Source organism: Methylocystis sp. SC2 (genome assembly GCF_000304315.1).
Classification (GTDB): domain Bacteria; phylum Pseudomonadota; class Alphaproteobacteria; order Rhizobiales; family Beijerinckiaceae; genus Methylocystis.
On the sequence record NC_018485.1, the window covers coordinates 633,868 to 647,201 of the forward strand.

A 13,334-nucleotide genomic window follows, 5' to 3' on the forward strand; every position below is an offset into this window, starting at 1 on the left:
GAGCCGTAAGAGTCCTAATACGGAGGAAAAAATGGCCTGGACGACTCCCGTGATTGTCGAAGTTTGCGTCGGCATGGAAATCACCAGCTACGAGTCCGCCGAGATCTAATTTCGGCGCGGCCTTCGCTTCGCCGAAGCCGCCAACGAATTCCCGAGTCGAGCCGGCAAGAAGAGCGCTGCGCAAAGCGGTTGCGCTTTTCCTATCGCCGGCTCGAATCATTTTGGTCGACGTCGGCGAGGCGGACGGCCGGGAACAGGAGCGTCGACTTTGCGCTCGCCTTCTATTTTTATCAGCCTCGTCTCTCTCCTATTCATCGCTGCGACCGCCCGCGCGGAACCTTCGAACGTGAAGACGCTTCTGGAGGACGCAAAACAGAATTTCCGGCCGATCGCCGTTCCCTCCGCTGCCAATGATTCGGCGACGGCGGCGCGAATCGAGCTTGGTCGCCGGTTGTTTTTCGAAAACCGCGTGTCGATGGACGGCAACGTCAGTTGCGCGCATTGTCATTTGCCGGACAAGCAGGCGAGCGACGGGCTGCCGAAGGCGATCGGCGTGTTCGGCAAGGAGAATCCGCGCAATGCGCCGTCGGTCTTCAACGCCGCGCTGAATTTCAAGCAGCATTGGCGCGGCGAACGCGAATCGCTCGAAGACCAGGCGGAGAAATCGCTGCTCGGCCCCGCGAGCTTCGGCAATCCTGATCAGGCGACGGCGATGAGCAAGCTGAAGGCGGTTCCCGCCTACGCCGGCGCCTTCGCCAAAGCGTTCCCCGGCGATCCGGACCCCATCAATTCGAAGAATTGGGGCGTCGCGGTCGGCGCCTTCGAGCGCACCCTGCTGACGCCCTCCAAATTCGACGCTTTCCTTGCGGGCGACGTCTCGGCGCTCACGAAGCAGCAGCAGGCGGGCTTGCGCAAATTCATCGATCTCGGCTGCGCCTCCTGCCATAATGGCGCGGGCGTCGGCGGCGATTCCTTCCAGAAATTTGGCGTCGTGAGCGACTACTGGAAGGCGACAGGAATAACGACGCCGGACAAAGGCCGCGCCGACGTCTCCAAGAACGACGCCGACCTTTATGTCTTCAAGGTTGCGAGTCTGCGCAACGTCGCGAAAACCGCGCCCTATTTTCATGACGGCTCCGTCGACGATCTGAGCAAAGCCGTGAAAATCATGGGCAAGACGCAGCTCGGACAGGATCTCCCGGAAAAGGACGCGGCGGACATCGTCGCCTTTCTCGGCGCGCTGACGGGGCCGGTTCCGGCGAATTATTCGCCGCCGGAGCCTTTTCCGGACGCGGAGGGAAAGTAGGGCGCGCGTCCCCTCTCCCGCATGCGGGAGAAGGGATACGCCTCTCACGTCAGTTTGTGTTCGAGCGCGATGCGCATCAGCTCCATCGGCGTGCGGGCGCCAAGCTTTCGTTTCATGATCGAGCAGCTGTTGGCGACGGTCTTATAGGAGACTTGAGTCGCGTCGGCGATCTCCGTCGTTCCGAGCCCGCGCCCGAGCATTCGCAAAATCTCCAATTCGCGCGCGGTCAAAGCGGACAGCGGACTGGCCGAAGCGCCGCTCTTTTCGAAGGCGAGCTGGTTGGCGATTTTAGGCATGAGGAAAACGCCGCCGGACGCGACCTCGCGCACCGCCGTCAGCAAAAGATAGGGATCGTCGTTCTTCGTCACATAACCCCTGGCCCCCATCTGAATCGCGCGCGCCGCGAAGATCGGATCGTCGTTCATGCTGAAGATGACGATGCGCGCCCGCGGATCAGCTGCGAGAATCCGCCGCGTCAGTTCGAATCCCGAAACTCCCGGCAGGCCGATGTCGACGACGGTCACGTCCGGCTTTTGCGCCACGAAGACGGCAAGACCCGTCTCCGCGTCTCGCGCGTCGACGACGTCGATGTCGCCTTCACCGGCGAGCATCGCCGCGCAGCCAGAAACGATGATCGGATGGTCGTCGACGATAAGAACGCGCATAATTCAACGTGGCTCCAAGTCTTCCGGGCTTGCCGAAGGCAGGCGGCGAAACATTGCCGGCATTTGGGGCCTTTCGTAAAGTCGCACGCTTCTCTAGAGAATTGGCCCCATGCTTCGAAGGCTCTCCCTGCGCCTTCGCCTGTCGCTGCTGCTCGGCGTCGTGCTTGCGCTGGGGTTGGCGCTCGGCGTCGGCCTGCTCGTATTGCATGCGGGCGCGCGCGTTCGCGCCGAGGCCGACGGCGCGACGCGGCTTGCGCGCGAACTCATAGAAGCGACGCTGACCCGGCTTGACGCGGCGCCCGATCCGCAGGCGGAGATCGCGCGACTTCTCGCCGACGCGCGGCGGCTGCGCCATGTTCGCGTCGCGCTCGCCGGAGAGGAGACGCCCGCTCGGGAGGACGTCGACCGCTCGCCGCAGTGGTTCACCCGGCTCGTGCTGCCAAACGACGCCGTGACCCGAATCGAAACCGGCCGCGGCGCCGCGATCATGATCGCTCCCAATCCCGCGGATGAGATCGCCGAAATCTGGCAGGAGATCGTCTGGCTCGCGATCGGCGGCGCGGGAATCGCCCTCGCCGCCTTCGCGCTCGTTTCGCTCGCCGTGTCGCGGACGCTGCGTCCGGTCGCGACGCTCGCGGAGGGACTGAAGCGTCTGGAGCGCGGCGAACATTCGATGCGCGTTCCCGCCGACGGGTCTCCGGAATTCGTCATCATCGCCGAACGAATCAACGCGCTCGCCGCGACGCTGCAACGGCTCGACGATGAAAATCGCAAGCTCGTGCGGCGCATGATCCATGTGCAGGACGAAGAGCGAAAAGACATCGCCCGCGATCTGCATGATGAAATCGGCCCCTTTCTGTTCGCGGTGCGCGCTGGCGTCGGCGCGTTGGCGCGACGGGCGACGGCGTCGGGCGCTGACCCGAACCGGCTCGCCGCGGACTGCGCCCGCATCGACGCGCAGATCGCCGCGCTGCAACAGGTCAACAGGCGCATTCTCGGCCGGCTGCGTCCCGCCGCGCTCGAGGAGATGGGACTCGCCGACGCGTTGGAGGCGCTGGCGCAAGGCTGGCGCGAAACCAACCCGACGGTCGCCATCGCGCTTTCGCTCGACGGCGCCTCAGCGGAGATCGAAGAGGCGACCGCGCTCACCGCCTATCGCATCGTGCAGGAAGCGCTCGCCAATGCGCTTCGACATTCAGGCGCCGATCGAGTCGAGGTCGCCGTCAAGCGGTCAAAGGACGCATTGCATATCGTCGTGCGGGACAATGGGGCCGGTCTCCAAGCGACTTCTTCCGCGTCCTCGGGCGGTCTCGGCTTGCGCGGCATGAGCGAACGAGTCGGCGCGCTCGGCGGCGCGCTCACGCTTGCGAACGACGCAAAGGGCGGCGCGCGGCTAACAGCGTCGCTGCCGATGCGCGAAGGCGGAGCGGCGCGTCACTGAGCGATAATCCAGTCGCGCGCCTGATCGGCCTGCGCGGTCGAAAAGGCCTTCATTTCGCCGGGCATCATGAAGCTGAAAAACTGCATCGTGTGCTTGATCCACTCAGCGTCCGTGACAAGCGCGACCCGTTCCCAGCGCGTGAGATGCTCCATTCCAACCCTAAAGTCCTCCCACATCGCGCCCGGATCAAATCCCGAAAAATCAGGCGCGATTTCGTAATAGATCCTGATTTTGTCATGTTTCTCGAGCGCATCTCGAACCGCCGGCGCCAGAACCGCGTCATAATCCGCTTTCGTCACGCGTCCCTTGCAGACGATCGCAACGACGTTCTCGGGAAAGTTCGAGAGCTGCTCGATCACCAGCATTCTCCTCAAAACTTCGCCGCGCAGGATGCGGGGATGCGCAGGATTCCATTTTGGACGCCATATCGACGCTCGAACGCCCGACATCGCGTAATTGCGCCGTCCGCCAGGGATTTGAAGACGACCGCCAAAATTTAGATCGGGCGATCATCCGCTCCGGCAGGCGTCGCCAAGTCCCGTGAGGGTCAAGCGAAGCGCGCGCTCCGTTCCGCTTCGGCTCGTCCCCTTCGCCCAGCTGAGACTCAACAACCCAACTCGACTCGCATCGCTTCGCCCCTATATGCGGCTTAACGGTCGACGCACCGCAATGCACGGGGTGGCGCGTGAACTCACAACATGTCGACTATCTCCCGCTGCCGCCGATCCTCTACGCGGTCTTCCTCGGCGCGCTCATTGCGCTGTTCCTGCTGATCCAGTTCGGGGTGCTTCGCTATGCTTTCGGCCGCATCGGCCTGAGTTCGAAATATGCGACGCTCCTCTTGCTCGCGTCGCTTCTGGGAAGTTATGTGAACATTCCGATTGCGCACTTCGCCGACGAACGCGTCGTTCCTCAGGAGATGATCGACTTTTTCGGGAGGCGCTATGTCGTCCCGGTGGTCGTCGATTGGCCGGGAATGATACTGGCGGTCAATGTCGGCGGCGCCGTTATTCCGCTGTTGCTTTCGATCTATTTGCTCGCCCGCAATCGCATCTGGATCGTGGCGGCCTTGGCGACGGCGATCGTTGCTGTGGTCGTCCATTACTTTGCGCGGATTGTGCCCGGCGCCGGCATTAGCGTGCCGATCCTGGCGCCGCCGCTGTTGTCGGCGGCTCTCGCGATTCTGCTGTCGCGCGATTTCGCTGCGCCGGTCGCCTATGTCAGCGGCAGTCTCGGCACGCTCATCGGCGCCGACTTGCTCAATCTTGACAAGATAGAGGGCATCGGGACGCCGATCGTCTCGTTTGGCGGCGCAGGAACGTTCGACGGCATTTTCATCACCGGAATTCTTGCTGTTCTGATCGCGAGCCTGCCCTTGCGGCGGAAAACCACTGGCGTTTCGGCGACGACTTAATCCGATCTGCGCCGCGCCGACGGCAGCGTGCGCGCCCGCGCGTTCGACGCGCACGGCGGCAGCGTCGCCCGCCGGTATTCGGCTGTTGACGCTGGAGCGCACGGCCGTTCGCCTGCGTCGCATGAGTCGGGATATTTTCCCGACTCATGCGGGATCGCATCCGCATTTTTGCGTTATTTTTCAGAAGTGTAGCTGTCGTACAACAGACGTGAAATATTGCCGGTTTGTCGCCTCTGGCCACTACCGGGTGCGCGCCGCCTCGATATAACTCATTCAAACACGGTTCGAATTCCAGGTCTCTCATGCGCTACGTCAAACAGGTCTCGCTGCTCGCGCTTTGCGCCTCCATCGCCACAACGGCTCGCGCGCAGCAGGCGCTGCCGACGATCGAGGTGGGTGGCGCGCCTCTGCGTTCGACCGCGCGACCGCCTGTTCAGACGACGCCCTCAACCCAGCGCGCGCCGGCGGGTCGGGCGTCGGTCACGTCAGCGCCGGCGACGCCCGCTGCGCCGGCGTCGCCCATCGTGCGTTACGCTGTTCCAGCGGCGACCTACACGATCACCGGCAATGAGCTGCAGAACACGCGCGCGTTTAATCTCACGGACAATCTTCTTCGTCAGGCGCCCGGCGTCACCGTCAATGACGTAGCGGGCGGCCCCTTCCTGCCGGAAGTCGATTTCCGCGGCTTTGTCGCGTCGCCCATCGCCGGAACGCCGCAAGGCCTCGCTGTTTATCAGAACGGCATTCGCGTCAACGAAGCCTGGGGCGACAACGTCTACTGGGACATGATTCCGAGCGTGGCGATCGATCGCTTCACGCTCGTCACCGGCAACCCGCTGTTCGGCCTGAACGCCATCGGCGGCGCGGTGACTCTCGACATGAAGACAGGTTTCACTTGGCAGGGCTTTGAGCTCGACGGCCGCTTTGGCAGCCGCGGCCGTCGCCAGGGAACGATGCAGCACGGACTGATTTCCGGGCCCTTCGCGACCTACATGGCGATGGAGGCTTTAGGCGACGACGGCTATCGCCAGTTTTCCGGCGCGCATATCAAGCGCTTCTATGGCGACGTCGGCTATCGCGGCGAAAGCGGCGAGATCCACGCCAATGTGACGCTCGCCAATAACAAGTTCGGCGTGTCTGGGCCGGCGCCGGTCGATCTGACCAATCTCGACGAAAGCGCGGTGTTCACCACGCCACAGACGATCAAGAACACGCTCTCGATGTTCGACATCAACGGCGTGTTCCAGGCGACGCCGACCTGGAAGCTCTTTGGCGATATGCATTACCGCGCCTTCGATCAGGCGAGGGTCGACGGCAATACGACCGAATTCGAATGCGAAGAGGGCGAGGAATTCTGCGAAACCGACGCCGGCGACACGAACATCCCCAATTTCTTCAACGGGCAGGTCCCTCTGGGGGCGGTCGATAGAACCTGGACGCGTTCGCGCACCGTCGGCGGCACGGTGCAGGTCACGAACGACGATCTCTATTTCGGCTTCCATAACAAGATCACCTTCGGCGTCAGCTACGATCATGGTTGGACCGCCTTCTCGGCCAATGAGGAGCTGGGCATTATTCAGCCCAATCTCGTCGTCGGAGGCTTCGGCTACATCGTCGAGGAGCAGGCGACCGGCATCTCCAGCGTTTCCGTGCGCGCGGCGAATGACTATCTCGGCGTCTACGCGCTCGACTCGCTCGATCTGACCGATGATTTGAAGGTCACGGCGGGCGCGCGCTTCAACCGCGCCGGCATCTCGCTCTACGACATGAGAGGCACGACGCTGAACGGCAACGGCGTTTTCACCCGCATCAATCCGGTGGCGGGCCTGACCTACAAAATACTGCCGAACGTCTCCGCCTACGCCAGCTACTCCGAGGCCAACCGCGCGCCGACGCCCCTCGAACTCGGCTGCGCCGACCCTAACCGGCCCTGTCTGATCGACAACTTCCTCGTCGCCGACCCGCCGCTGAAGCAGGTGGAGGCGCAAACGATCGAAGCTGGCTTTCGGGGCGATCTCGTCATGCCCACGCTCCTGCCCGCCTATGCCGACGCGCTTCCCGGCAATCTCAACTGGAGCCTTGGCGTCTACCGCACCTACAGCTTCAACGACATTCTGAGCGTGCCGAGCGCGATCAACGGCCGCGGCTATTTCACCAATGCCGGCACGACGCTGCGCCAAGGCTTCGAATCCTCCTTCCGCTACACGACCGAAAGGGTGAACGCCTATCTCAATTACACGCTGACGGACGCCACCTTCCGCTCGACCATCGTGCTCGGCGCGCCCGACAATCCGGTGACCGGGATTTTTGGGACCGGCGGGTCCATCCTGGTGACGCCCGGCGCCAATCTCACTTCGGTGCCGCGCCACCGCTTCAAGAGCGGTATCGATTTCGCCGTTAACCCGCTGTGGAAGATCGGGGCGGACGTCGTCTACTCCTCCGGCCCATGGATCCGGGGCGACGAAATCAACATCGCCGGCACGCTGCCCTCCTATGCGATCCTCAATTTTCGCACATCCTATCAGCTGGGCCCGAACATCCAGGTCTACGGCCTGCTCGAAAACGCCACCAACACCCGCGCGCGCAGTTTCGGCACGTTTTTCGACACGAACGACATCTCCTTCCTCGCCTTCAACAATCCGCGAATGGTCTCGATCGGGCCGCCGCTCGGCGTCTATGGAGGCGTGAAGATCACCTACTGACGCCAGAGGGCGGGATCGGCGCGGGCCGCTAGCCGGCTCGTCGGCGCCCGCGCTATATTGCGTGCGATGGCCTTACTCAAAGGAGTCGCACATGAAGAAAGCATTGCTATTCGGCGCCCTCGCGCTTGCTGGCGTCACGGCGCTGCCGGCGACGTCCGCGCTCGCCAAGGCGACCGGCCCCGTCGCCGCGCTTGACACTGACGACGACGGAACCGTCGATCTCAAGGAAATCAACAAGTCTGCGAGCGATCTCTTTGCGAGTCTCGAGAAGGACGCGGACGGAACGGTCGACCTCAAAGAGATGAAGGGACGCGTCTCCAAGAAAGATTTCAAAACCGCCGATCCCGACAATGACGGCACGCTTTCAAAGGACGAATTTATGACGATGGTCTCCGCCATGTTCAAGGATGCGGATCCCGACAATGACGGAACGCTCGACGCCAAGGAGCTCGCCTCCAAGAAGGGCAAGGCGCTGCTGCGCGTGACACGGTGAATCGAGGAAGGCGCGCGGGCTCTGAAGAACTTGATCCTGCGCGCCAAAGCGGCCATCTAGGCAGCATGAAAAGCTTGGTCGCCGCCTTCTGTTTCGCGCTTTTCGCCGCGCCGGTCGCGGCCGAAACGGTTAACGTCAAAGTCGGCGTCTTGCGCGAAACCCACGCCCGAGAAACCCTCTCCATTCTCGATATTCCGGCCGCCGACGATACGCTCGCTGGGGCGCTGATGGGCGCCGCCGACAACAACACCACAGGCAAATTCACCAATCAGACGTTCGAGGCGGTCGACGCGAAGCTCGAGGATGGCGATGACGTCGCGGCGGCCCTCGACGCGCTCCTGGACAAGGGCGCGCTGTTGATCATCGCCGATCTTTCGCCCGAACGTCTGCTCGCCGCTTCCGAGCGCGCGAAGCCGAAAGGCGCGCTGCTTTTTAACGTCTCCGCGACCGACGACAGGCTTCGCGAAGGCGACTGCCGCGCCAATGTCATCCATGTCGCGCCGACGCGTTCGATGCTCGCTGACGGTCTCGCGCAATATCTCATCTGGAAGCAATGGCGCCGTTGGCTCCTCATCAAGGGCTCGCATCCCGAAGACGAACTTTTGGCGCAAGCCTTCCGCAACAGCGCCAAAAAATTCGGCGCGAAGGTCGTCGAGGAACGCGTCTATGAAGACGCCGGCGGCGGACGCCGAAGCGACTCCGGCTCCGTGCAGACCCAAAGGCAGATCCCGGTCCTGACGCAGAACGCGCCCGCCTATGACGCGCTCATCGCCGCTGATGAGAGCGAGGTCTTTGGCGGCTATCTGCCCTATCGCACCTGGGACCCGCGTCCGGTGGCAGGCTCAGGCGGCCTGACGCCGACAAGCTGGGACCCCTCCCATGAGCAATGGGGCGCGCGACAATTGCAGAACCGCTTCACTCAGACGTTCAGGCGCCTGATGAATGCGCGCGACAATTCGGCCTGGACCGCCATGCGGATGATCGGCGAAGCGGCGACGCGCACCGGTTCGAACGACCCCGAGAAGCTCCGCCTCCATCTGCTCGGCGCGGATTTCTCGATCGCCGCATTCAAAGGCGTTCGGCTGACGCTGCGGCCCTGGAACCAGCAACTGCGCCAGCCGATACTGCTCTCCGACGGGCGGATGATCGTCTCGGTTTCGCCGCAGGAAGGCTTTCTCCATCAAACGAGCGAACTCGACACGCTTGGAGTCGATCAGCCGGAGTCGAAATGCAAATTGAAATGAAGAACGCCCCCTCCCCACCCCTCCCCCGCTGCCGCGGGAGAGGGAGCAGATTCGGCCTCTCGCTCCTTTTCGCGAAACGCCGATCGTTGGCGTCCCCTCTCCCGCGAAGCGGGGGAGGGACAGGGAGGGGGTTGTGGGTCGCGGCGCTGCTCGCAACTTTGATCGCGCCCGCCCACGCCTACCAGGCATACGTCAGCAACGAGAAGGGCAATTCCATCACCATCCTCGATACGGAGAAGCTGGAAGCGACAGCGACCGTGAAGGTGGGCCGCCGCCCGCGCGGCATTGCGCTCAACAAGGACGGCTCCGAACTCTATATCTGCGCCGGCGACGATGACGCCATTCAAGTGCTCGACACGAAGACGCTCAAGGTCACCGGAAAGCTGCCCTCGGGCCCGGATCCCGAGCTCCTGACGCTCAGTCCCGACGGCGACGTGATTTATGTCTCGAACGAAAACGACAATCTCGTCACGCTGATCGACGTGAAAAAGAAGGAGATGATCGGCGACATTCCCGTCGGCGTCGAACCCGAGGGCATGGCCATCAGTCCCGACGGCAAGCTGCTCGTCAACACCTCGGAAACGACCAATATGGCGCATCTCATCGACACCCAGTCGAAAGAGATCGTCGCGAATATTCTGGTCGACAGCCGCCCACGTTTCGCCGAGTTCAAGCGGGACGGGTCGGAGCTGTGGGTGTCGTCGGAAGTCGGGGGCACCGTCGCGATCATCGATCCCGCGAAACGTGCGTTGAAGCAGAAGATCAGCTTCGACATTCCGGCGATGTCGAAAGAGGCGATCCAGCCGATCGGCATTTCATTCACGCGCGACGGAAAGCGCGCCTTCGTCGCGCTGGGGCCAGCCAATCGCGTCGCGGTGATCGACGCCGAGACGAAGAAAATCGAAAAATATCTGCTGGTCGGCCAGCGCGTCTGGCACCTCGCTTTCACGCCGGACGAAAAATATCTGCTCACCGCCAATGGCGTTTCGAATGATGTGTCGGTGATCGACGTCGCATCGCTCAAAGTGGTGAAGTCGATCCCGGTCGGCGCCTTCCCCTGGGGCGTCGTCGTGGCGCCGCAATGACCATGAGTCTTTCCGTTTGTCATTCCCGACGCGCGAAGCGCGATCGGGAATCCAGAGCCGCGATCGGCGCTGTTGGCCGCAGCTCTGGATTCCCGGTCATTCGCTTCGCGAACGCCGGGAATGACAATCCTGTCGGAGCGCCCCAATGACCCCCGCGCTCGCGATCAGAAATGTCAGCCACGCCTATGGCGCGCGCAAGGCGCTCGACGACGTCAGCTTTTCCGTGCCGGCCGGCAATTTCACGGTGCTGCTTGGATTGAACGGCGCCGGCAAGAGCACGCTGTTTTCGCTGATCACGCGGCTCTATGCGGCGCGCCACGGCGAGATCGACATCTTCGGCCATGACGTCATGCGCGAGCCAGGCGCCGCGCTGCGCCAGCTCGGCGTCGTCTTTCAGGCGCGCACGCTCGATCTCGAACTCAGCGTCATGCAAAATCTCCTCTACCACGCAGCGCTGCACGGCATTGGCCCGATCGACGCGCGCCGCCTCGGACAGGCGGCGCTGGCGCGCGCGGGTCTCGCCGACCGCGCCCGGGACAAGGCCCGCGCCCTGTCGGGCGGACAGATGCGCCGCGTCGAAATCGCCCGCGCGCTGCTGCATGATCCGCGGCTGCTGCTGCTCGACGAGCCGACGGTCGGACTCGACATCAAGGCGCGCGCCGATCTCCTCGCGCTTGTTCGCGATCTAGTGCGCGATCAACATCTCGGCGTTTTGTGGACCACGCATCTCGTCGACGAGATCGCCGACGACGATCAGGTGGTCATTCTGCATCAGGGCAAGGTGCTCGCAACCGACCGGGCGCGGGAGATCGTCGCGGCGCAAGGCGCGAAAAATATTGGCGACGCTTTCGCGCGCATCGCCGGGATCGGTCAGGAGAAGCTTTCGGCATGAGCGCGCTCGTTCAGCTCCCGACATGTCGTTTCCGACAGGCCGAAGGCCTGATCGGGAATCCAGCAATACGGCGACCAAAGGCTGGATTCCCGATCGCGCGCGATGCGCGCGTTGGGAATGACGGCCGCGCCTTCATAAGAGCGGGAGCCGATGACTGACGCCGCTGCCCCCCTTACCGCAGGCGACAAAAAAGGCTTCACCCTTCGCCAATATCTCATCTGTCTCGCGGGAGTCGTCTGGCGCGAGGGCCTACGCTTTCTGCATCAGCGCGAACGCTTCGTCTCGGCGCTGGTGCGCCCGCTCGTCTGGCTCTTTATTTTCGCGGCGGGCTTCCGGCAGGTGCTCGGCGTTTCGATCATCCCGCCCTACGAAACTTACGTTCTCTACGAGGTCTATATCGCGCCCGGGCTGATGGCGATGATCCAGCTCTTTAACGGCATGCAATCCTCGCTCTCGATGGTCTATGACCGCGAAATGGGCAATATGCGCACGCTGCTCGTCTCGCCCTTTCCGCGCTGGTTTCTGCTCAGCTCCAAACTTCTGGCGGGCGTCGCCGTCTCGATACTGCAGGTCTACGCCTTCCTGCTCATCGCCTATTTCTGGGAGATCGAGCCGCCGACGAAATGGGGCTATCTTGCCCTGCTGCCGGCGCTCGCGCTCAGCGGCCTGATGCTTGGCGCGCTCGGCATGCTGCTGTCATCGCTGATCAAACAGCTCGAAAACTTCGCCGGGGTGATGAATTTCGTGATTTTTCCGATGTTCTTCGCCTCCTCCGCGCTCTACCCGCTGTGGCGCGTCAAGGAGTCGAGCCCCTGGCTCTATTACATTTGCGAGGTCAATCCGTTCACCCATGCGGTCGAACTGATCCGCTTCGCCTTCTATGAAAAAGTCGCGTGGACCTCGCTCGCGATCGTCTTCGCCTACACGAGCGCGTTCCTGGTCGCGGCCATCGTCGCATATGATCCAGGGCGCGGCATGTTGATGCGCAGGGGCGGCTGAACGATGGCTTACGCTGGCGTCGTCGGGGTCAGCGCTGACGATAATGGTGGCGTTGCGTGTCGCGATGCGCGCGACCTTCAGGACATTTGCCGTAGCAGTCCCAGCGCCCGTGCCGCGCGCCATGCCTGAACCACTCGGCCTGTCCCTCGGTCCAGGGGCTCGCAATAGCGGCAGGCGGCGAGAGGAGCATCGCCAGAACGATTGTCGTCATCGCCGTTGATTTCAACATTGCGCCCCCTCCGGCGAAACCACGCCGCGGCTATTTCTTCTCGTCCTTCTTCGTGTTCTCCGCCGCGACCTCTTCGGCGACCCCCGGCGGCAGTTTGACGCCCGTGGCGAGCTGCGCGCCAAGCGCGATGGCGCGGGCTTCCGTCAGTCTCAAGGCGCAATAGCCGAAATCCGGCTCGCGCGCATAGGACCGGCACACTTCCTCGCGCCAGGAGGAGAAGCCCGCCTGCTCCTTCACGATGAAGTTGCGGATGGCTTTTTCCTTCTTGTACTGATCGTAAAGCGCGCGGAACGTGCTTCGCACCGTCTTCTCGACGCGCGCGCGGACGCCGAGCATCTCTTCGCCCTTCTTGGGGTCGATTTCATCCGCGCTCATCCCCCAGAGTCCCTCGGGATCGGCGCGGCAACCGGCGTCCTTCAGTTCACACGCCTTGCCCTCGTTGGTGACGAGTATCGCGCCGTCGAGAACGTCGAAGGTGAAGGCGCAGGCTGGAAATGCGATCTGATAGCGACGCAATCCGGTGTCGCTCTGGCGGGCCGAAAGCTTCAACGGCGTTCCGGCCACTTCGACTCGGCAGGCTTCGCCGGAGCGCCGCAAATCGTCGCCGACGAGCGTGAGCTTGGCGACCTGCAGGTCAGCGCCGGCTCGGGAGAATTCTATGGCGCTTCCCTCGCCGTCGCGTTTGAGAATCTTTCCGACAAGCGCGTCTTCGGCGGGGGCCTTGGGCATGATGGCCGGCCCCGCGGCCGCGCCCATCTCGCCGCCAATGGACCTTTTCTTTGCTTGTCCGGGACTGGCGACCGTCCCTTCCGGAGTCGGGGCGACCGCCCCAGGAAGCACAAGCTGTGCTTTGGCTGGCGGGAC

Annotated in this window: 14 protein-coding genes; 10 read left to right on the forward strand and 4 right to left on the reverse strand. The window is 63.1% G+C overall.

Going from position 1 to position 13,334, the window contains the following annotated elements:
• The first annotated feature begins 31 nt into the window (after positions 1–31).
• Both pqqA and BN69_RS03015 read left to right on the forward strand, forming a co-directional pair.
• The gene (pqqA, locus tag BN69_RS20015) at positions 32–109 is read left to right on the forward strand and encodes a pyrroloquinoline quinone precursor peptide PqqA (RefSeq protein ID WP_083481414.1); all 78 of its coding nucleotides are present in this window, start codon (positions 32–34) and stop codon (positions 107–109) included.
• Positions 110–346: 237 nt separating this feature from the next.
• The gene (locus tag BN69_RS03015; RefSeq protein WP_014890073.1) at positions 347–1,306 is read left to right on the forward strand and encodes a cytochrome-c peroxidase; all 960 of its coding nucleotides are present in this window, start codon (positions 347–349) and stop codon (positions 1,304–1,306) included.
• A 44-nt stretch (positions 1,307–1,350) separates the two neighbouring features.
• Here BN69_RS03015 and BN69_RS03020 read toward each other — a convergent pair whose 3' ends face one another.
• Positions 1,351–1,971, reverse strand: a complete 621-nt coding sequence (locus BN69_RS03020; protein WP_014890074.1) for a response regulator — start codon at positions 1,969–1,971, stop codon at positions 1,351–1,353.
• A gap of 109 nt (positions 1,972–2,080) precedes the next feature.
• Here BN69_RS03020 and BN69_RS03025 point away from each other — a divergent pair, with 109 nt between their 5' ends.
• Positions 2,081–3,412 (forward strand): ATP-binding protein, encoded by a 1,332-nt coding sequence (locus tag BN69_RS03025; protein WP_014890075.1) that lies wholly within the window; start codon positions 2,081–2,083, stop codon positions 3,410–3,412.
• On the opposite strand, the gene BN69_RS03030 is transcribed toward BN69_RS03025, so the two are convergent.
• Positions 3,406–3,771, reverse strand: a complete 366-nt coding sequence (locus BN69_RS03030; RefSeq protein ID WP_014890076.1) for a SpoIIAA family protein — start codon at positions 3,769–3,771, stop codon at positions 3,406–3,408. The genes BN69_RS03025 and BN69_RS03030 overlap by 7 nt on opposite strands.
• Positions 3,772–4,097: 326 nt before the next feature.
• Here BN69_RS03030 and BN69_RS03035 point away from each other — a divergent pair, with 326 nt between their 5' ends.
• From BN69_RS03035 to BN69_RS03065, 7 genes are all read left to right on the forward strand, one after another.
• The gene (locus tag BN69_RS03035; protein ID WP_014890077.1) at positions 4,098–4,826 is read left to right on the forward strand and encodes a DUF1614 domain-containing protein; all 729 of its coding nucleotides are present in this window, start codon (positions 4,098–4,100) and stop codon (positions 4,824–4,826) included.
• Between the two features lie 302 nt (positions 4,827–5,128).
• Positions 5,129–7,528, forward strand: coding sequence for a TonB-dependent receptor (locus tag BN69_RS03040; RefSeq protein WP_014890078.1), 2,400 nt, complete (start codon positions 5,129–5,131; stop codon positions 7,526–7,528).
• A gap of 91 nt (positions 7,529–7,619) precedes the next feature.
• A complete protein-coding gene (locus BN69_RS03045) occupies positions 7,620–8,021 on the forward strand; it encodes an EF-hand domain-containing protein (protein ID WP_014890079.1) in 402 nt (133 codons plus the stop codon).
• 65 nt (positions 8,022–8,086) lie between these two features.
• Positions 8,087–9,265, forward strand: a complete 1,179-nt coding sequence (locus tag BN69_RS03050; protein WP_014890080.1) for an ABC transporter substrate-binding protein — start codon at positions 8,087–8,089, stop codon at positions 9,263–9,265.
• Between the two features lie 131 nt (positions 9,266–9,396).
• Positions 9,397–10,350: a YVTN family beta-propeller repeat protein gene (locus tag BN69_RS03055; protein WP_014890081.1), complete on the forward strand. Its 954-nt coding sequence runs from the start codon at positions 9,397–9,399 to the stop codon at positions 10,348–10,350.
• A 145-nt stretch (positions 10,351–10,495) separates the two neighbouring features.
• Entirely contained in the window at positions 10,496–11,242 is a 747-nt protein-coding gene (locus BN69_RS03060; RefSeq protein ID WP_014890082.1) for an ATP-binding cassette domain-containing protein, read from the forward strand.
• A gap of 150 nt (positions 11,243–11,392) precedes the next feature.
• The gene (locus BN69_RS03065; protein ID WP_014890083.1) at positions 11,393–12,241 is read left to right on the forward strand and encodes an ABC transporter permease; all 849 of its coding nucleotides are present in this window, start codon (positions 11,393–11,395) and stop codon (positions 12,239–12,241) included.
• Between the two features lie 28 nt (positions 12,242–12,269).
• Here BN69_RS03065 and BN69_RS03070 read toward each other — a convergent pair whose 3' ends face one another.
• A complete protein-coding gene (locus tag BN69_RS03070; RefSeq protein WP_014890084.1) occupies positions 12,270–12,470 on the reverse strand; it encodes a hypothetical protein in 201 nt (66 codons plus the stop codon).
• A gap of 30 nt (positions 12,471–12,500) precedes the next feature.
• Positions 12,501–13,226, reverse strand: a complete 726-nt coding sequence (locus tag BN69_RS03075) for a hypothetical protein (protein WP_244435024.1) — start codon at positions 13,224–13,226, stop codon at positions 12,501–12,503.
• Positions 13,227–13,334 lie beyond the last annotated feature (108 nt).